This is a genomic window from Mucilaginibacter sp. P1_A3, assembly GCF_056406855.1.
The window spans coordinates 177,268-196,403 of sequence record NZ_JBFTZJ010000007.1; the positions used below are offsets into that span (position 1 = coordinate 177,268).

The 19,136-nt window shown below is 42.6% G+C and carries 18 protein-coding genes; 13 read left to right on the top strand and 5 right to left on the bottom strand.

From position 1 onward, the window contains the following. The first annotated feature begins 325 nt into the window (after window positions 1-325). From AC1D0K_RS16145 to AC1D0K_RS16155, 3 genes are all read left to right on the top strand, one after another. Window positions 326-568, top strand: coding sequence for a hypothetical protein (locus AC1D0K_RS16145; protein ID WP_477443688.1), 243 nt, complete (start codon window positions 326-328; stop codon window positions 566-568). A 190-nt stretch (window positions 569-758) separates the two neighbouring features. After that, on the top strand, window positions 759-1,007 hold the full coding sequence (locus tag AC1D0K_RS16150) for a 4a-hydroxytetrahydrobiopterin dehydratase (protein ID WP_477391872.1): 249 nt from the start codon (window positions 759-761) through the stop codon (window positions 1,005-1,007). A gap of 73 nt (window positions 1,008-1,080) precedes the next feature. After that, window positions 1,081-1,788 carry a DNA alkylation repair protein gene (locus AC1D0K_RS16155; protein ID WP_477391873.1) on the top strand — a complete coding sequence of 236 codons (708 nt, stop codon included), beginning with the start codon at window positions 1,081-1,083 and terminating at the stop codon, window positions 1,786-1,788. 485 nt (window positions 1,789-2,273) lie between these two features. Here the strand turns inward: AC1D0K_RS16155 and AC1D0K_RS16160 are convergent, their stop codons facing one another. Next, window positions 2,274-2,756 carry an anthrone oxygenase family protein gene (locus AC1D0K_RS16160; RefSeq protein WP_477391874.1) on the bottom strand — a complete coding sequence of 161 codons (483 nt, stop codon included), beginning with the start codon at window positions 2,754-2,756 and terminating at the stop codon, window positions 2,274-2,276. 47 nt (window positions 2,757-2,803) lie between these two features. Then, window positions 2,804-3,610, bottom strand: a complete 807-nt coding sequence (locus AC1D0K_RS16165; RefSeq protein ID WP_477391875.1) for a helix-turn-helix domain-containing protein — start codon at window positions 3,608-3,610, stop codon at window positions 2,804-2,806. 395 nt (window positions 3,611-4,005) lie between these two features. Between AC1D0K_RS16165 and AC1D0K_RS16170 the strand changes: the two genes are divergently transcribed. From AC1D0K_RS16170 to AC1D0K_RS16195, 6 genes are all read left to right on the top strand, one after another. Continuing rightward, window positions 4,006-4,683, top strand: a complete 678-nt coding sequence (locus tag AC1D0K_RS16170) for a tetratricopeptide repeat protein (RefSeq protein ID WP_477443468.1) — start codon at window positions 4,006-4,008, stop codon at window positions 4,681-4,683. A gap of 187 nt (window positions 4,684-4,870) precedes the next feature. Then, window positions 4,871-5,365 (top strand): 6,7-dimethyl-8-ribityllumazine synthase, encoded by a 495-nt coding sequence (ribH, locus tag AC1D0K_RS16175; protein ID WP_295712090.1) that lies wholly within the window; start codon window positions 4,871-4,873, stop codon window positions 5,363-5,365. 350 nt (window positions 5,366-5,715) lie between these two features. Further along, window positions 5,716-6,045 carry a bacillithiol system redox-active protein YtxJ gene (ytxJ, locus tag AC1D0K_RS16180; RefSeq protein ID WP_295712087.1) on the top strand — a complete coding sequence of 110 codons (330 nt, stop codon included), beginning with the start codon at window positions 5,716-5,718 and terminating at the stop codon, window positions 6,043-6,045. 400 nt (window positions 6,046-6,445) lie between these two features. Continuing rightward, complete coding sequence (gene lipA / locus AC1D0K_RS16185) at window positions 6,446-7,327, top strand: lipoyl synthase (RefSeq protein WP_477391877.1); 882 nt, start codon at window positions 6,446-6,448, stop codon at window positions 7,325-7,327. A gap of 24 nt (window positions 7,328-7,351) precedes the next feature. Beyond that, a complete protein-coding gene (locus AC1D0K_RS16190) occupies window positions 7,352-7,903 on the top strand; it encodes an RNA polymerase sigma factor (protein WP_295712080.1) in 552 nt (183 codons plus the stop codon). Between the two features lie 2 nt (window positions 7,904-7,905). Further along, window positions 7,906-8,778, top strand: coding sequence for an anti-sigma factor (locus AC1D0K_RS16195; RefSeq protein ID WP_477391878.1), 873 nt, complete (start codon window positions 7,906-7,908; stop codon window positions 8,776-8,778). Here the strand turns inward: AC1D0K_RS16195 and AC1D0K_RS16200 are convergent. The 3 genes from AC1D0K_RS16200 to AC1D0K_RS16210 form a co-directional block, all read right to left on the bottom strand. Continuing rightward, window positions 8,775-9,338: a pyridoxamine 5'-phosphate oxidase family protein gene (locus tag AC1D0K_RS16200; RefSeq protein ID WP_477391879.1), complete on the bottom strand. Its 564-nt coding sequence runs from the start codon at window positions 9,336-9,338 to the stop codon at window positions 8,775-8,777. The two genes, AC1D0K_RS16195 and AC1D0K_RS16200, sit on opposite strands and share 4 nt — an antisense overlap. Before the next feature lie 250 nt (window positions 9,339-9,588). Next, window positions 9,589-11,094, bottom strand: a complete 1,506-nt coding sequence (locus AC1D0K_RS16205) for an NAD(P)H-hydrate dehydratase (protein ID WP_477443470.1) — start codon at window positions 11,092-11,094, stop codon at window positions 9,589-9,591. A gap of 46 nt (window positions 11,095-11,140) precedes the next feature. Next, window positions 11,141-12,328 carry an anhydro-N-acetylmuramic acid kinase gene (locus AC1D0K_RS16210; protein ID WP_477391881.1) on the bottom strand — a complete coding sequence of 396 codons (1,188 nt, stop codon included), beginning with the start codon at window positions 12,326-12,328 and terminating at the stop codon, window positions 11,141-11,143. Window positions 12,329-12,431: 103 nt separating this feature from the next. Between AC1D0K_RS16210 and nagB the strand changes: the two genes are divergently transcribed. The 4 genes from nagB to AC1D0K_RS16230 all read left to right on the top strand — a co-directional run bounded on the left by nagB (window position 12,432) and on the right by AC1D0K_RS16230 (window position 19,068). Beyond that, window positions 12,432-14,354 (top strand): glucosamine-6-phosphate deaminase, encoded by a 1,923-nt coding sequence (nagB, locus tag AC1D0K_RS16215; RefSeq protein ID WP_477391882.1) that lies wholly within the window; start codon window positions 12,432-12,434, stop codon window positions 14,352-14,354. Between the two features lie 161 nt (window positions 14,355-14,515). Continuing rightward, complete coding sequence (locus AC1D0K_RS16220) at window positions 14,516-15,631, top strand: acyltransferase family protein (protein ID WP_477391883.1); 1,116 nt, start codon at window positions 14,516-14,518, stop codon at window positions 15,629-15,631. Between the two features lie 3 nt (window positions 15,632-15,634). Then, the gene (locus AC1D0K_RS16225; RefSeq protein WP_477391884.1) at window positions 15,635-16,135 is read left to right on the top strand and encodes a DUF2059 domain-containing protein; all 501 of its coding nucleotides are present in this window, start codon (window positions 15,635-15,637) and stop codon (window positions 16,133-16,135) included. 71 nt (window positions 16,136-16,206) lie between these two features. Continuing rightward, complete coding sequence (locus tag AC1D0K_RS16230) at window positions 16,207-19,068, top strand: M16 family metallopeptidase (RefSeq protein WP_477391885.1); 2,862 nt, start codon at window positions 16,207-16,209, stop codon at window positions 19,066-19,068. The last annotated feature ends 68 nt before the right edge of the window (window positions 19,069-19,136 follow it).

A 19,136-nucleotide genomic window follows, 5' to 3' on the forward strand; every position in this document is an offset into this window, starting at 1 on the left:
CTATGAAAAAAAGATAATTAACCCGGCTTGAAAATCGAATTTCTCTTTAGTCCCCTCAGGCTCTCTTTGAAACAAGCATCCTGAAGACGCATACCAAGGGGCATGGTTACATTTTAAAAGGCCCAACATTATTCCTCTAAATAACCCAGGGGCGTGGCCCCGGCTCATATTGTAACAACGGATTTTAATCCGTTGGAAGCCGCATGCTCAGTAATAAACTATTTTAATATAATATGTATCAATTATATATCCTTTCACTTAAAACCTGCTCACCTAAATACTAATCCCACCAATCAAGCGTTTTGCCTCCATCACAATTTGCAACATGAACAAACAAGTGGCGCTTGCCCAAATACGTTTTAATACCGAGAGTAATGACCAGGATCTGTGCTGGCGCCTGGTTTTGGATGGTGAAGAAATACTGGTCGATTCTGTAAACATCCACGCGCCGGTCTTTACTTCCCGCGATTGGATTGAACCTATCAATAAATTTAAACATCATATTTCTGTCGCCGATTGCCATGTGCACATTGACGAAACCGGAATGGCGCTGATTACAGCTGGATAAGGTGTGAACTGCTGTTTGTACACCCTTAAAAGATTTGTCATCCTGAACGGAGTGAAGGATCTATTCGCACACTCTACAGGGCGAAGAAGCATGGCGAATAATAGATCCTTCACTCCGTTCAGGATGACAAAAAGTTTTTAATGAAACATGTTATCAACTCACCTGTTAAGCAACAGGAGGTAATAAAATTATGGCATGGCAGGAAATTGACAACAAGCTTTATAAAGCTTTTGTATTTAAGGATTTTTCGGAAGCATTTTCTTTTATGACCCGTATTGCGCTGTTGGCAGAGACGAACAATCACCACCCTACCTGGAAAAATGAATGGAACAAAGTCGAAATTTGGCTTTCTACTCATGATAAGGGCAATATCGTTACTGATAAGGACAGGGCATTGGCCAGCAGCATTGATAAATTATTGGGTATTGTTTCGGTGTAAATTTTTAATAGTCGGGGTATTTTTAATAATTGAAAATAGGTATTTTTAAATCAATTATTTAAACTGCTTAGTAATGACTGTAACCGAAATTATGGCCGACCTGCAAGCGCATGGCAGCGAAAGCATCAAAAACATTCTGTTAAAGCATGGCGTTAAAGAACCTTTTTTTGGTGTAAAGATTGAGCATTTAAAAACCATCCAAAAAAAGGTAAAGAAAGATTACCCTTTGGCTAAGGAGCTTTACGCCACCGGCAATGCCGATGCCATGTCCCTGGCCGGCCTTGTTACCGATGATACCAAAATGACGAAGGCCGATTTGCAAACCTGGGCAGAGCAGGCCCTCTCCAATAACATTAACGAATATACAGTACCATGGGTGGCTGCGGGCAGCAATTACGGTTTTGAACTGGCTATGGAATGGATAGATAGTGAACATGACCATATCGCGGCGGCAGGATGGTCAACCCTAGGCAACCTCAGTGCCTTAAAGGCAGATAGCGACCTGGATTTGGATGCATACCGCGCTTTGCTGGCCAGGGTGATAAAAAACATCCATACTGCGGCCAACAGGGTAAGATCACGCATGAATATTTTTGTAATAAATGTAGGCTGCTACATCAGCAGCCTCAGCAACGAAGCCATGGCCGCCGCCGCCCAAATTGGCCCTGTTTATGTTGATACCAACGGCACCAGCTGCAAAGTACCCGATGCCATTGACTATATAAACAAGGTAAAAGACCGCGGATCACTCGGCAAAAAGAAAAAAACGGTGAAGTGCTGAGCTTTGCGCTCCTTTATAAGCAAGAGGCTTCGGCATTCGAATTTCCTTTGTCATCCTGAACGATAGTGAACGATCTGTTATTCGCCATGCTTCTCCGCCCTTTACAGTCTGCGAATAGATCCTTCGTTCTTAACTATAACATATTGGCTAAAAAAACTTTTTGTCATCCTGAACGCAGTGAAGGATCTTCTTCACTATAAAAGTCGGCGAAGAGCAGGGCGAAGAAGATCCTTCGTTCCTACCATGACGTATTGGATTTTGAGGCGTGTGGGCCTGTCAGTCTGAGCCTGTCGAAGACTCGCGCGGAGAGGCCTTTGCCCACTATCCTTCGACAGGCTCAGGATGACAGCCATTTTTGTTACATCATTTTCTCCTTCAGAGGCCAAAACGAATTTTAAAACTCAGCATGACAAACTTTTCAAACGTCATTTTCCTTTCAGAGTTTCCAGCGATTTTAATACCCAGGACGACAAACCTTTAAAACGTCATTTCACCTTCAAAATTTCGCCAATTTTATGCAGCGAGACAAAAGAGAAAAAGAGCCCGGCCAGGATAATCAAGGAGCGGATCCAGTTCATCGAACTCCATTCTGATACTGTTTTTCTAAGCAAATCAACATCGCTGAGTTGCGCAGTTTTAAACATAATGTCATTACGAGGATAGAAATAAGCAAAGGTGAATACATCCGCTAAAATGTATAAAACAAAAGCAGCCCCTAAACACAGCCGGATAGACGGAGCCGATTTCCAAAAAAGGATCAGAACCAACAGGCCCAATACCTGGTTAACGGGCGAAATTAGTCTGAAAAAGTTACCCGGACTTACCGTTTTAAAATACTCCCTTGCTGTAGCTATAGAGTTAGGAATGTCGCCACCCCACGACCTCGCATCAACCAAAGAAGTATAAAGGTTTACAAACAGCAGCCCGCTGGCAATACTGATGGACGCAAATAAGAATATTGTTTTCATGTTTTTTTTCTGCAAAGATGCTTCGCCAATAAGCCGCAGAATTGTATTTAACGGACATCTTCATAGATATGCCCCTTGATATTGCTCATGTTCCGTTTGTATTCGCCGGGTGTTATTGCTGCATAAGCCTTAAAAGTTCTGATAAAATGCGATTGGTCGGCAAAGTTGCTTTGTAAAGCAATTTCCGTCAGTGATAAATTACCCAGATGAATTAAATCCACCGCATGGAGGTATTTTTTATAAAGCAAAATTTCTTCGGTATTCATTCCCGTTGCTTCAAAAAGTTTTCTTGATAAATGCCGGGGCGAGTAACATAATGAATTGGCCAGCGCTGTTACGGATGAATCATATTGATTGGGCGCATATATAAAACTATTCATTAATTGTTCCCGGGGTTGCCAATCAACCAAATTCCGCCTCAGCCAGGCAAGAAAAACAGATAGCCGGGCATCAAAATCATTTTGTTCGGCAAGCTGGTGCCAAAGCGATTGAAAAGTTGAATCAAGCAGGGTTAAGTCGACCGTAATATTTAACAATTCGCAGGCAGGTACTTTAAAAATCTCTTTTACCGCCGAAGGTTGAAACAGGACACCAAAAAAAACCTGTTGCTTTGGAAGATGGAGCTGTATGGGCGCTGTGTTAAATCCACTAATAAAGCAATTTGATAAATACTGTAATTTACTGCCCAATTGAGCCGGGATAGAAGCGCTGTCACTAAAGTTAAAAATAACTTCTACTACTCCTTTGGGTATAATGTATTCCTTTTGAAAGAGATGGAAAACATCAACCTGCCAAACAGAATGTATCACATTCTTAAAACAGGGCTCCTTTGGTATGTAATAGTTGTAGTTCAATTTCCAGGCAATTGATTATTAGTACCATAAAAATTTTCGGTAATGCCAGAAAGCTTGACGAAGGCGTAAAATTGCAATTCTTCAGCCATGCCGATCAGCATAATAAAGGAACGGATTTTTATTTCAAGATGCAAGTAATTAATTTTGAGAGCTTTGCGCTTGTCGTAGTTTAACATAAACTAAACGCGGCCTAAAACAACATGGCGTAAAATAAGGGTGAAACAGGCATAAAACGCCTGCGAGCCAGGCACCCAACCACTCACCCAATCAACCATTCTCCACTCACCGCCCCCGGCGCAAAACCACTAAAAAAACATACCCTAAAGAATTAACACAAAAGCTATTGCCAGAAATTTTGAAAACCGTAACTTTGCAAACTTAATTTTGTTATAACAATGTCAAAAAACCAGGCGAATACCAAAGTTGCAGCAACAGAAACCAATTTGGGACAGAGCAGCAATTTCGTACGCGAGAACCAAAAGAGCTTATTATTTATCGGTGGAGCCGTTATTGCTCTCATCGCAATTTATTTTTTATACCTGAAATTGTATTTAGGTCCACGTGAAGTTACTGCTACCAATCAAATGTACGTAGCTCAGGATTTCTGGGCCAAAAAAGACTGGGATAAAGCCATTAATGGTGATGCCAGCTACCCTGGCTTTAAAAAGATCATCAGCGATTACAGCAATACTAAAGCTGCAAACCTTGCTTATTTTTATTTAGGTACCGCTTATTTAAACAAAGGTGAATATCGCAAAGCCATTGAAAACTTAGACAGCTACCGTGGCGATGATAGTATGGTTGCTGCCGAAGCTCTTGGCAACACCGGTGATGCTTATGTAGAGTTAAAAGAATACGATAAAGCAGCAACTTCTTTTAGCAAGGCTGTTGATAAAGCAAAAAACAAGTTTTTATCGCCTCTTTATTTAAAGAAGCTGGGTCTTGTTTACGAAGAAACTAAAGACAATAAATCTGCTGTTGAGGCTTACAAAAGGATAAAAACAGAATATCCTGAAAGCGCAGAAGCACAAAATATAGACGAGTATATAGCTCGTGCCGAAGCGAAATTATAATTGATTTCGGATTTTTTGATTTCGAATGTTCGATTTCGGATTTGTGAATTGGTAATATTACCTTTGCACGAATCAGGAATCGAACATTTCTTTTTTATATCAAACAGCTAATAAAAAATCCGAACGCTCAATTCCGAAATAAAAAAAATAAATTCCAAATCGAACGTCCGAAATCCGAAATAAAAAAATGGCTACACAATTAAAAAACCTTTCAGATTTTTCAAACACCGAAATCCCGTCTGCCGCGGCCTACCGCTTTGGCATTGCTGTAGCTGAGTGGAATGCAGAGATCACCAACGCACTTTACCAGGGCGCTTATAATAGCCTGATTGCCCACGGCGCACTGCCAGAAAATATTTTTGTGCATCCCGTACCAGGCAGCTTTGAGCTCACATCAGGCGCCGATCTTTTACTAAAAAGCGGTAAGTTGGATGCAGTGATCTGCTTAGGCTGTGTGATACAAGGCGAAACCAGGCATTTTGATTTTATTTGCAACGCGGTTGCAAACGGAGTAAGTAATGTTGCCATAAAATATTCAAAACCTGTTATATTTGGTGTATTAACAACTGATAACCAACAACAAGCCATTGACCGCGCAGGCGGCAAACATGGCAATAAAGGTGATGAAGCTGCAATTACTGCTATAAAAATGGCAGCGCTTGCCGCAACTTTAAACAGTTAATTTGCGTTAAACAACTATTGCGTTAAAACGATGAAAAAAATAATTTACATAGCTATTATAGCCCTGGTAATTGGCAGCATATCATCATGCTCAAACAAATTATGCCCCGCTTACGGATCATATCCTAAAGCCGGCCGGTAACAGGCAAATGTCATTTTTTGCAGCTCCTTAAAAACTATCATCAGTTTTGGTGTTATAATAACGTTATGATTGGAGCCGGGACTTAAAAGTAAGAATTGAGATAATTGGAGTATTTAAGCAGATGCATAAGGCATTGTGCAGATTACCATTACAATTGTCTTGATTCTTAACTCTTGATTCCTGACTCTTTCACTATATATATTTTTTTTATGAATTGGATACCGCTTGAATCGGCAGATCAACTTAACGAGATAAAACAACACCAGGGCCATAGCCTGATATTTAAACATAGTACACGTTGCTCCATCAGTATGATGGCCAAAAGACGTTTTGAGCTTGATTGGGAAGACCTCCCCGAAGATATGCCCCTTTATTTTTTGGATCTCATCAAACACCGCGAACTATCGGGTTTGGTAGCACAACTTTTCCAGGTGCATCATGAGTCGCCGCAATTGTTGCTTATTAAGGATGGCGAGTGTGTGCTTGATCAATCCCACGGCGCAATTTCGGTGGAAGAAGCGCTATCGGTTTTAAGCTGATAACAGGCCAAAATATAATTTCAATACTTATAATTGATAAAAAATAGTTCCGGCAAATCATTCCGGGGCTATTTTTTGTTTGTACAGATTGTGAAGTAAAACAGGTGTTCGGATTTTTATAAATCAAGTGTTCGGGGTGTTCGGATTTTTTTCAGGAAAATATATAACTTGCTGATATTCAAAAACAATAAAATACCTCCAAAAACACCCGCACATTTCACGAACACTTAAGTACCTGGTTATAAGCGGGTTGTTTTTAATAAAATCAAAATCGGGTGTGTACATCCATAAAAGCGAACACCTCCGGCTGGATGTCAGTCACATCAGTGTTCTGTAATAATTCGTACAACCAGGCCGTAACCCTATAATTGGTTATACGGTTTTTAACTACATTTGTAACATGATTGAATTGCCGGTAGTTCCCGCAGTAAGCCAGGTACAACGTAAGCCAGATTGGCTGAGGGTAAAGCTTCCAATTGGAAAAGAATACGCACACGTGCGCGGTTTGGTTGATGAACATAAACTGCACACTATTTGCGAGAGTGGTAATTGCCCCAATATGGGCGAGTGCTGGGGAGCCGGTACAGCTACTTTTATGATATTGGGTAATATTTGTACCCGCTCATGCTCGTTTTGCGCCGTAGCAACCGGCAGGCCCTTAGCTGTTGATGTTGATGAGCCTAACCGTGTAGCCACTTCTGTAAAACTAATGCAGGTGAAACATTGCGTTATCACCTCTGTTGATCGTGACGACCTTAAAGATGGTGGTTCTATCATCTGGGCCGAAACTATAAATGCCATCCGCCGCGAAAGCCCTGATACTACTTTAGAAACCCTACTTCCTGATTTCAGGGGTAACTGGGATAACCTTGCCCGCGTCCTGGAAACCCGGCCCGAGGTAGTTTCACACAACCTGGAAACCGTAAGGCGACTTACCAAAGAAGTGCGCATCCAGGCCAAATATGATCGTAGTCTGGAGTGTTTAAAGCACGTATCTGAAGCCGGCCTTCGCACAAAATCGGGCATAATGCTTGGCCTGGGCGAAACTGAAGAAGATGTTTTAGAGGCTATGGATGATCTGTTAACAGCGGGTGTACATATTTTAACACTTGGCCAGTATTTACAGCCAACACGGAACCATCACCCGGTACTCGATTGGATTCATCCAGATCAATTTGCTCATTTAAAACAAATTGGCCTTGATAAGGGTTTCAAGTACGTGGAAAGCGGACCATTGGTTCGTTCATCCTATCATGCAGAAAAACACCTGTTTGATTTGTAGAAAATCCTTTATATATTCACCAAGTTGAGTAAAAAACATAAAATATCGCTTTCTGAAGAAGAACTGGTTCTTGCATTGAGAAATCATGAAAAGATCGCCGTTGAAGCGCTTTATGATATGTATTCATCATCATTGTATGGTGTTATTTCACGCATTGTTATTGATACCGCAATAGCGGAAGATGTTTTACAGGAAACTTTCGTAAAAATCTGGCATTCCTTTTCAAGCTACACTACCGAAAAAGGACGCTTATTTACCTGGATGGTTAATATTGCACGTAACCTCGCCATTGATAAAATCAGATCAAAAGACTTTAAGAATCAAAACAAAAACCAGGAGATTGAAAATAACGTAACTTCCATAGACTCGCAAAGGAGTACAGTTTACAAACCTGAGTTAATGGGCGTTAAAGAACTGGTACAGTCACTAAAACCCGATCAAAAATCGATTATCGATTTGGTTTACTTTAAAGGCTTCACGCATGTGGAAGCTGCCGAAGAGTTAGGCATCCCCTTGGGTACCATTAAAACCAGGTTAAGAATGGGCATACAGGAGCTCAGAAAATATTTTAATTGAAAGTGGAAGAGATAAAGGCATATATAGAATCAGGCATTCTGGAACTTTACGTTTTGGGGGATGTAACCCCCAACGAAAAGCGACAGGTGGAAGAGATGGCTTCAAAATATCCGGAAATAAAAACAGAACTGGATGGAATAGAGCGCTCAATGGAACTGTATGCAAAAGAAAATGAGGTTGAGCCTTCAAAAAATTTACGCAGCCGGGTTTTAGGCAGCCTGCTTACCAACTTAGGTGATGACAGAAATTTTACCGCCGCCCCCCGGCATACCGATACCGATACTGATGTTGAAGATGATACCGATATTGCAGATGAAGAAGACGAGATTATAATACCCTTACCTGCGCGAAAAGAAAATGATTTCTACAAATATGCCTTCGCAGCAAGTCTTGCCCTATTAATAGCCAGCACCATTGCTTTGGTAAGCGTTTACAGCAAATTACAGGATTCAAACAATCTGCTGGTTGCATTGCAGCTTGATAAGCAGCATTTTGCCAACAGGGTTAACCTGATGGATAAGGAATTATCTGTTTTTCGTGATACTTCATATAAGCTGATTCATTTAAAAGGCACAGCCAAAACCCCCTCATCGGTTGTAACCGTTGCGTTTAGCCCGGGGCGGAAAAAAGTAGTTATCGACATGGCAAATATGAAAATGCCTGAAAATGATAAGGAACATCAGTACCAGCTTTGGGCACTTGTAGGTGGCAAACCGGTTGATCTTGGCGTATTTGATGCCAAAAGAGATACCATTACCGATATTAAGGAGATGAAATCAATTGCCTCCGCCGATGCCTTTGCAGTAACCCTGGAGCCACGGGGCGGTAGTGTTAACCCAACGATGGACCAAATGATGGTTCTTGGCAAGTACTAAGGCACCAGCCAGCTACCCATCCAACTATTTTTTATAAGATTGAAGCTTGCCCTGCGATGCCCGGTTTGGCTTAGTTTCAAATATTCCATTAAGTTAACTGCAACCTTTATAACTGCAAAATTCTGATACCCCGCTATTAGTGCATCATTCCAGGTATCATTATTGATGTACTCCAATCCATCAGCCGGATCATTTATGTTTGATGACGGGGCAGGATACGCCATGTATGATCTTTTGCCCTGATTTGTTAAAGCGGCCCAATGCCCGGCAGTAACATCATCCTGATTATGAAGAGTAGCATTTCCCTTTAATATAAGTTGCAATTTATCGGCATCACTATAAAGTAACATGCTAATGCTATTATTATTCTGCAAATTAAACACCTTATTTGATCGCACATCGGTATAAAATATAAGCAAGCTATCATGGGCAGAAACTGCTCTTAAAATAACAGTAGCCATACCTATATTGCCATCCCCGTGTGTGGATATCACCATGTTCCTGAAAGGATGACCGGGCTGCAAACTCCCCTTTTCAAGGCTCTCCCAGCTATTTTTCACAATATTTGTTAAAGAAATATGCACTTTGTAAATTATTTAATGGTTATTTAACAATAACCCAAACCATTTATTCGTTTTTTTGTAACTATTAGGACGGTAGAGACGTCTTATAACCAGTTAGATTAAAAAGAACCTGTGAAGTAACGAAAATTAAAGTGATAGATCTAACTCATAAACATGAGTATTTTGTTCTTTATAAGATCAGTTAATAGTTAATCAAAGAGGGATGTACGATACTTGCATCCCTTTTTTATGCCATTAATTTTGCCATGGTAGCCGGAAGCTGAGCAGCCAGCTTACCCGGTAAAATAACATTGAGGCGGTTTGGCAGGGCGAGTTCATCACCAGCCTTACCGTGAACATATGTCCCAATCAAACAAGCCTCTAAAGGAGAATATTTTTGAGCCAGCATAGCGGCAATAACCCCGGTAAGCACATCACCCATACCCCCCGACGCCATTGCGGCATTACCCGTTGGGTTAAAATAGCATTTACCGTCGGGTGTTATTATTATAGTATAATCGTTTTTTAATACGATATAAATATTAAGGCTCTTCGCCTGTTCTATTCCGGTTTGCAATCTCTTCCACCAGCTTTTATGCTCGCCAAATAAGCGATCGAACTCCTTCATATGCGGCGTTAAAATACTTCCAGCGGGTATCGCTTTTAATAATTTGGTATCCGCAGCCAATAAATTAAGCGCGTCGGCATCAATTACTAATGGCTTTTTATAGTTTTTGATGATGGCTGATAATAATTCAACGGCATCCGCCCCCTTACCTAAGCCTGGGCCAACGGCAATGACGTTAAATTTATCCCACTCAATTTCCGGCTGTTCATCTTCGTTACGAACGATGGCCATAATTTCGGGCAAATAGCTATTTAAGGCCACTAAACCACTATCTGGAACGCAGGCTGTTGTCAATCCCGCACCGGCATGAGCACTGGCCGACGCGCAAAGTAATGCTGCGCCCATTGTTTTTGCCTGCCCGGCAATAATAAGGGCATGCCCGTAAGTGCCTTTATTGCTGAAACGGTGCCGCGGTTTCAAAATACGACGAATGTCCTTTTCCTCCACAAACTGGTAGGAAGAGTTTAAATCGCGTATAAATTTTTCACTGAGTCCAATGTTTACTACCTCCCAGCAGTTAATATGTAGCGCAGATTCCGGCAATAAAAAGTTGATCCTCGGTTGTTGAAAAGTAATTACAAGGTCGGCTTTTATAACCGTTGCGTTCGGGTCAACTTCCCCTTCCGAAAAAAATCCGGTGGGTACATCTACTGCAACTATCGTACTGTTTAAATTATTGATATGTTTTACCAGGCGTTCATAGTCACCTGCAAGGGGTTTATTTAAGCCGGTTCCTAATAAGGCATCAATAATTATAGCGCTGTTTTCATCTGGGATGCCGCCACCAGCGTCTATTTCTGTAATAGGAATATCTGTTTGTATTAGCCGCCCCAGGTTAATAGTAAAATCATTTGACTGCTTATCGCTAAAGCGGGCTATAACAACTTTTATACATTTATAATGGTGTTCATTCAGCAAGCGTGCAATAGCCAGCCCATCGCCGCCATTATTGCCCGTACCACAATAAAAGGATATGGATAAAGCCCTATCTGGAAAATGATTGATGAACCAGCCAACAAATGCCTTAGAGGCCCGCTCCATCAGGTTTACGGAAGTGATAGGCTCATTAGCAATAGTAAATGCATCGGCCTTTCGTATTTGTTCGGAAATGAGTAGGGGTAGCATATACCTCTAAAGTAAGGAACTATATCTTTTGTTTTGATAAATATTTTCAAACCGCGAAACTAAACTTCCCCATCAAGACTCTTGGATTTTTGCCAATATGCATAGGCTCGCCGCACAAAGCCTCATTACCAAGCAGGGCAAACAAAATAGCCTCCTTAGCGTCCGGGTCAATACCAAGACTGTTGGTGTTTTCAATGTTACCAAAAGCTTTTTTTAAACGGGCCATCACAAAAGGATTCCTGGCGCCGCCGCCACTTACAAATATTTTAAGATCAGCAGTTTTAATATTAGTTTTTATAAAATTGATGACAGATGTTGCAGTAAACTCACTTAAAGTAGCTACCAGATCTTCGTGACTGATTCCCTCAGTTGCCGAACTAATTTGTGCGTTTTCAACAAAACTCAAATTAAACAATTCGGGGCCGGTAGTTTTTGGAGCCGATTCATCAAAAAATGGATGACCAAGTAAAGCCCCCATTAATTCATCAATTACATTACCACTATTGGCAATATTGGAATCTTCATCATAAGGCTTGTTAAAATATTTGCGGCAGGCAGCATCAATGAGGGTATTCCCCGGGCCAATATCCGTACATAACACATGTGTAGTGTCGCCATCAGCAGGTAAATAGGTTAGGTTGGCAATGCCCCCGATATTAAGCAATACCCTGTTTTCGCCGGGTTTGCTACCTAATAACACATCGCCATATAATGCCAGCGGCGCCCCCTCGCCACCTGCAGCGATGTGCTTTTGCCTGAAATCGCTAATCGTCAATATCCCTGTTTTTACAGCGAGGTGATCGCCATCGCCAATTTGCAGGGTAGCGTTAGGATAATCCGCCTGCTTATGCAATCTTTTAGGTGCATGATAAATGGTTTGTCCATGGCTTGCTATAAAGTCAACCGTATCTGGCGCTATCTCCCATTTTGAAAGTGCCTCAAGCACCAGGTCGGCATGGTAATTACCAATATAAGCGTTTAAAACAGTCAACTTTTCCAGGTCGATAGTCTTGCGGGCGAATATCAGCTGTACTTCACTTTTAAAACTTTCCGGGTATGGAATAGTGATAAACTGCAATAACTTAAACCGGGTTTGCAAACCGTTACCTGTAAAACTGCACAAAGCTATGTCCAAGCCATCCAGCGAGGTTCCCGACATTAAACCAATCCCAATTTTAGTCGTTTTTTGGGCGATATGGAAAAGCTGCTGCAAATTTGGATTAAAAGGTAACATCCGGTTAAATTACTACTTGTTGGGCATTTACAAAAGTTAAAATAATAGGCGCACTAAGTAAATATCTGATATATTTGTTTTCAACCAAATTCAACCCCATCCCATGGCTCGATTAAATTTATTGGAAGAAACCCGGTACGAGAAGCTGCCGGTAACCGTTTATGGCACCCAGCAGGAAGCATCAATTGCGGTAGCATCAAGGATAGCAAAGCTCATCCGCGACAAGCAAAGCAAAGGCGAAAAAGCGGTGCTGGGTTTGGCTACCGGGGTTACCCCCGTGCGCGTGTATGCCGAACTGGTGCGCCTGCACCAGCAGGAAGGTTTATCATTCAAGGATGTCATCACCTTTAACCTGGATGAATACTATCCCATGAAGCCCAATGCCGCCCAAAGCTATGTTACTTTCATGTACGAGAATTTATTTAGCCATGTGGATATTGAACCCGCCAATGTGCATATTCCCGATGGTACCCTGAATAAAGATGCCGTAGCCGCTTTCTGCCTCGCTTATGAGCACCAGATTGAGGAATTAGGTGGCCTGGACCTCCAGATCCTGGGGATTGGCCGTACCGGTCACATCGGTTTTAACGAGCCGGGCTCTGCCCCCAACTCAGGTACCCGTTTGGTTACCCTGGATGACCTGACCCGCAATGATGCTTCCCGTGATTTTGGCGGCAAGGCCAATGTGCCTACCAAAGCCATCACCATGGGTATCGGTACTATTTTTAAAGCCCGCGAGATCATCCTGATGGCCTGGAGCGCCAAGAAAGCCCCCATCATCAAAAAAGCCGTGGAAGGCGAAATCTCGGGCGAGGTACCGGCTACCTACCTGCAGCTCTCTGATCATGTGGAGTTTGTATTGGACGAGGCGGCCGCTTCCGAGCTCACCCGTTTTGATACCCCGTGGCTGGTGAAAGATTGTTCCTGGGATGATAAAGTCCTGAGGAAAAAAGCGGTGATCTGGCTGGCCGATACCATCGGCAAACCGGTATTGAAACTCACCGAAGAGGATTACAATAACCATGGCATGGCACAGCTTGCCGTGGAGCAGGGGCCCGTTTACAACATCAACATTGATATTTTTAACCAGATCCAGCATACCATTACCGGCTGGCCGGGTGGTAAACCCGATGCGGATGATTCCCAGCGCCCGGAAAGGGCTTTGCCGGCCAAGAAACGCTCGGTGATCTTTTCCCCGCATCCCGATGATGATGTGATCTCTATGGGAGGTACGTTTATCCGCCTGGTAGACCAGGGACATGATGTGCATGTAGCTTACCAGACCTCGGGCAATACCGCCGTTTGGGATGATGATGTATTGCGTTACATGGAGTTCGCCATTGATTTTACCCATAGCATTGGCGAGGATAACGGTCATCTAACCTCCTTATACGAGGAGATGCGCGCCTTTTTCCCGCAGAAACAGCCTAACCAGATCGATACCCGCGAGATCCGGGATGTGAAAGGTTTTATCCGTAAAACCGAGGCCATCTCGGGCGCCCGTTACGCGGGTTTAAGCGATGACCATATTCATTTTATGGCCCTGCCTTTTTACGAAACAGGCAAAACCAAGAAGAACACCGTGGGCGAGGAAGACATCCAGTTAACCATCGACCTGCTTCAAAAGATAAAACCGCAGCAGATTTTTGCTGCCGGTGATTTTGCCGATCCGAATGGTACGCACCTGGTGTGTTTCAACATTATCCTGGCCGCCCTTAACCGTCTGAAAGCGACCGAGGACTGGGTAAAGGATTGCTGGCTGTGGATGTACCGCGGGGCATGGCATGAGTTTGAGACCCACGAGATTGAAATGTCGGTGCCTTTATCACCCGAGGAGGTGATCCGCAAACGGAACGCCATCTTCAAACACCAGTCGCAAAAAGACCGTCCGGTGTTCCCGGGTGATGATGCACGCGAGTTTTGGGTGAGGGCTGAAGACAGAACACGCGATACCGCAAAACGTTATGACCGTTTAGGGCTTGCTGAGTACGAAGCGATGGAAGCGTTTAAACGATATATATTTTAAAAACATTCTATTACCCCATCGGCTGTGTCATCACAGCCGATTTACTTTAACAATTCATAATGGAAACTCCCTGGGCAACGGGGAGCCAATGTAATATTAATAGCGCATAGCGATGGGTTTAAAAACTCATCGCTATATTTATAAAATAACAATCGCAGACTATGAGTGCAACCATTACTACCGAAAAGCCGGCAAGGCTTCTCTCTTTAGATGTTTTTAGAGGCCTCACCATAGCTGCCATGATCCTGGTTAACGACCCCGGCGATTGGGGCCATATCTATGCACCATTAGAGCATTCCAAATGGAATGGCTGCACACCTACCGACCTGGTGTTTCCGTTTTTCCTGTTCATGGTTGGGGTATCGGTGGTTTACGCTATGGAGAGCAAAAAGGCGGCTCTGCCCCATGGCAAGTTAATTTTAACGGCCTTACGCCGTACGGCAATATTGATTGCTATTCCCTGGATCACTCAATTGATATTTCATCCCGATGGGGGCTTCGCACATTTACGCATGCCGGGGGTACTCCCTCGTATAGCGCTGGTTTATTTTATCTGTACAGTACTCTATCTAAAAACATCCCAAAAAACGCGTGATTGGATCTTTGCCGGCGCATTAGTTGGATACTTTATCATCATGACCTTTATCCCTGTACCGGGCGTAGGTTACGCCAACCTGGAGCCAGAAACCAATATGGGGGCATGGATAGACAGATTGGTATTTACCACAAACCACCTCTGGCGCGAATCGCATACCTGGGATCCGGAGGGCTTGCTGGGTACTTTGCCGGCAATGGCTACCGGCCTGTTTGGTATAAGAGTTGGCACCTGGCTTAAACGTAAAGATCGTGATGACCAAGTTAAGGTAAGCTGGATGTTTACTTATGGTGTATTAGCCGTTATAGCAGGATTGGCCTGGGACTTGTTTTTCCCCATCAATAAGGCATTATGGACAAGCTCTTTTGTGCTTTACACCGGCGGGCTTGCAACAATAGCGCTTGCCTTAAGCTACTGGCTTATTGATGTACAGGGGTATAAAAAATTTACGTATTTCTTTGTGGTTTTTGGAGTAAATGCCATTACTGCTTATGTGCTATCAGGTTTTATTCCTCATTATATGGGTATGATAAAAATTGGCGGAGGATCAATTTATCATACTTTTTTTGCCCCTTATTTTTCGCCGGTAAATGCTTCCCTGGCCAGCGCCATATTTACAGTTATTATTTTATGGCTGGTGATGTGGATACTGTATATTAGGAAAATATTTATCAAAATATAATAAATGAAATTTAACCTTACCTTTTTTGCCCTTATTGGCATTATCTTTTTATCAACTACCAGCCTAAAGGCACAAACAACTACCGATTCATTTACGCCATCGCATTTAAAAGCAGCAGAGCAATATTTAATTGCAACCGGTATAAACACGCAGTTTGAAGGAATTATAGATAATATGATCAGCGCATCAAGTGCGCAAATTCCAGAAGCACAACGACCAACATTTTTAAAAGTAATGAGGGTGTTTATGAGCAAATATTACACCTGGGATACGCTGAAAGATCGCTTTGCCAAACTGTATGAATCTGAGCTTTCTGAAGTGGAGCTTAATCAACTGTCCACCTTTTATAATTCACCGATTGGTAAAAAAATAAGCTCAAAAACACCCCTCTTAATGCAAAAAAGCATGGCTATTGGGCAACAAACAATTGCTGTTCACAGGTCAGAACTTGAGCAAATGATGAAAGACGCTTTTCAAACGATAGAAGCCCCTGCTAAACAATAAATTAACCGGTAACAATTTGTAACTAATAATTTCGTTTAGCATCTTAGCATAAAATATTCCCTACACAATATATGAATTTAAACAAACAACTTTCTGTAGCAGCTATAGCTTTGCTTATAGCCTCGGGAGGTGCTTTTGCACAAGTAAAAAAAAGGCCGGCTCCATCGCCAAAAAGCAAACCCGTTGCAGCACAACTACTTGCAAAAGGCGATGTATTACCTGTTGATAAACAGGTGATCATTGGCAAATTACCAAACGGATTAACTTATTACATCAGGCAAAATGTTGAACCCAAAAACAAAGCCGAACTTTACCTGGTAAATAAGGTAGGATCGGTGTTGGAAACCGACGATCAGCAGGGGCTGGCGCATTTTACAGAGCATATGGCTTTTAATGGCACCCGCGATTTCCCCAAAAATCAAATGGTTGATTACCTGCAAAAATCAGGCGTAAAATTTGGCGCCGATTTAAATGCCTATACTTCATTTAACGAAACCGTTTACCAGTTACCTATACCAACAGATACCGCTGCAATTTTTAACAACGGTTTTAAAATACTGGCCAACTGGGCAGGCTATGTAAGCTTTGATCCTACGGAGATAGATAAAGAGCGTGGTGTTGTTTTAGAAGAAGAACGCTTACGCGGAAAAAATGCACAGGAACGCCTGCAACAACAGGTACTTCCCGTATTACTTAATAACTCGCGTTATGCTTTACGCCTGCCAATAGGTAAAGAAGATATCCTCAAAAACTTTAAACCGGAAACCATCAAGAGCTTTTACCATGATTGGTACCGCCCCGATTTGCAGGCGGTAATAGCCGTTGGTGATTTTGACCCCAAACAGGTTGAAGCGCTCATCAAACAAAACTTTTCGGGCTTACAAAATCCCGCCGGCGAAAAACCCCGTGTAAAATATACAGTACCTGCTACGCCAGGCACCGTTGTTAAAATAGCTACGGATAAAGAGTTCCCTTACACACTTGCTCAAATTGTTGTAAAGCATCCGGGTACAACGGTTAAAAACACTAACGACTATATGCAGAGTGTTAGGGTACAACTATTTAACCAGATGTTAAATTCCCGCCTGGGCGAATTGCTGCAAAAACCAAATCCGCCATTTTTATTTGGCCGTTCAAGCTATGGTGGCTTTTTAGGGGAGCAGGATGCATTTACATCTATAGCTGTAGCAAAACCAGGCGAACTGGAAGGTGCAATTAAAGCTGTAGTAGCCGAAACTGAAAGAGCACGTAAATTTGGTTTTACACTTACCGAATTGGAGCGCGCCAAGCAGGATGCTTTGGTACAAATGGGCAACGCCTATAAAGAACGTGATAAAACAAGATCTGCAAACTTTGTACGCGAGTATCAGCAACACTTTTTAGAGGGTGAAGCCATACCGGGTATTGATTTTGAATACAATTTTTACGTAAACAACATTGGTAAAATTACCCTGGCCGAAATGAACGCCCTTGCAGGCAAATTTATTGGCGATCAAAACAGGGCAGTGATTGTTGAAGCTCCCGAAAAAGATAAGGCTACCTTACCATCAGAAAGCACTTTATTGCAATGGATCAGCAGCGCAGGCCAAAATGTTACTGCTTATGTTGATAATGTATCGTCGGACCCATTATTAAGCAAATTACCGGAAGGCACTAAAGTGGTTAATACCGCGGCCGATTCGGCTATTGGTACAACAACCTTAACTTTGGGTAATGGCCTTAAGGTAGTAGTTAAACCAACCGACTATAAAAACGACCAGATCCTGATAAACGGCTACGCATTTGGCGGTTCGTCATTGGCCAGCGATGATGATTTTACATCAGCCAACCTTGCGTCGTCTATCATCAGTAACAGCGGTGTTGCCCAGTTTAACCAGGGTATGCTTGATAAAAAACTGGCCGGCAAAAATTTAAATATCAGTCCTTACATCAGCGAATTTGCACAAGGTATTACCGGCAGCTCATCACCTGCCGATTTTGAAACCGCGTTACAACTTATCTACCTGTATTTTACGCAACCACGTAAGGATAATGATATTTGGCAATCAACAATTTCCCAAACCAAATCTGTACTGGCCAATAGGGGTCTTGATCCGCCGAGCGTATTTCAGGATACCGTATCGGCCGTTTTAAGTAGCTATAATTTTAGGGGGATGGTAACTAAGCCCGAAAGACTAAACGCCGCTACGCTTGATAAGGCATATACTTTTTATAAAAACAGGTTTGCCGATGCCAGCAACTTTACCTTTACATTGGTGGGTAACTTTGATGTGGAAATGGTGAAACCATACCTGGAGCATTATTTAGGGGGGCTGCCATCAACCAACAGTAAAGAAACTTATAAGAACCTTAAAATTCAACCGCCTGCAGGCGAGATCACCAAAATAGTAAATAAAGGTGTGGCCGAAAAAAGCAGTGTTCAACTGGTTTTTAGTGGAGATTATGACTACAACGATGCTAACAACATCCAGATGGATGCGCTTGAAGAAGTGTTGAACATTAAACTGATTGAGCGTTTACGCGAACAGGAAAGCGGCGTTTATGCGCCTGGTGTAAGGGCGGGTTATCATAAAATTCCTGGCGGCCGATACTCAATCACCGTTTATTTTGGATGCGCGCCTGAAAATGTTGACAAAATGATAGCATCTACTTTAGATGAGATAGCCAAACTTAAACTAAACGGCGCACAGCCTGCAGATATCCAGAAATTTGTTGCCGAAGAAGCCCGCACAACCCGCGAGCAAATGAAGGAAAACATTTTTTGGGCCGGATACCTTGCTTCATCATCACAAAATGGCGAAAACCCGGATGAGATCCTGAAACATGTAGGCAATCTTGAACAGGTAACCGTTCAAAGCACCAAAGATGCCGCCAACAAATACCTTAGCGGTAAAAACCTGATTAAACTAATACTAATGCCCGAGAAAAAATAACCTTCGTGCTGACACTTAAAAACGCCCTGTCGGATAATCCTGGCAGGGCGTTTTTTGTTGGTCGGTAT

Coding starts and splice junctions, on each gene's coding strand:
- nagB (WP_477391882.1), top strand. CDS start 12,432: ATGGCTCGATTAAATTTATTGGAAGAAACCCGGTACGAGAAGCTGCCG.
- AC1D0K_RS16160 (WP_477391874.1), bottom strand. CDS start 2,756: ATGAAAACAATATTCTTATTTGCGTCCATCAGTATTGCCAGCGGGCTG.
- ytxJ (WP_295712087.1), top strand. CDS start 5,716: ATGAATTGGATACCGCTTGAATCGGCAGATCAACTTAACGAGATAAAA.
- AC1D0K_RS16230 (WP_477391885.1), top strand. CDS start 16,207: ATGAATTTAAACAAACAACTTTCTGTAGCAGCTATAGCTTTGCTTATA.
- AC1D0K_RS16150 (WP_477391872.1), top strand. CDS start 759: ATGGCATGGCAGGAAATTGACAACAAGCTTTATAAAGCTTTTGTATTT.
- AC1D0K_RS16225 (WP_477391884.1), top strand. CDS start 15,635: ATGAAATTTAACCTTACCTTTTTTGCCCTTATTGGCATTATCTTTTTA.
- AC1D0K_RS16210 (WP_477391881.1), bottom strand. CDS start 12,328: ATGTTACCTTTTAATCCAAATTTGCAGCAGCTTTTCCATATCGCCCAA.
- ribH (WP_295712090.1), top strand. CDS start 4,871: ATGGCTACACAATTAAAAAACCTTTCAGATTTTTCAAACACCGAAATC.
- AC1D0K_RS16170 (WP_477443468.1), top strand. CDS start 4,006: ATGTCAAAAAACCAGGCGAATACCAAAGTTGCAGCAACAGAAACCAAT.
- AC1D0K_RS16145 (WP_477443688.1), top strand. CDS start 326: ATGAACAAACAAGTGGCGCTTGCCCAAATACGTTTTAATACCGAGAGT.
- AC1D0K_RS16220 (WP_477391883.1), top strand. CDS start 14,516: ATGAGTGCAACCATTACTACCGAAAAGCCGGCAAGGCTTCTCTCTTTA.
- AC1D0K_RS16155 (WP_477391873.1), top strand. CDS start 1,081: ATGACTGTAACCGAAATTATGGCCGACCTGCAAGCGCATGGCAGCGAA.
- lipA (WP_477391877.1), top strand. CDS start 6,446: ATGATTGAATTGCCGGTAGTTCCCGCAGTAAGCCAGGTACAACGTAAG.
- AC1D0K_RS16205 (WP_477443470.1), bottom strand. CDS start 11,094: ATGCTACCCCTACTCATTTCCGAACAAATACGAAAGGCCGATGCATTT.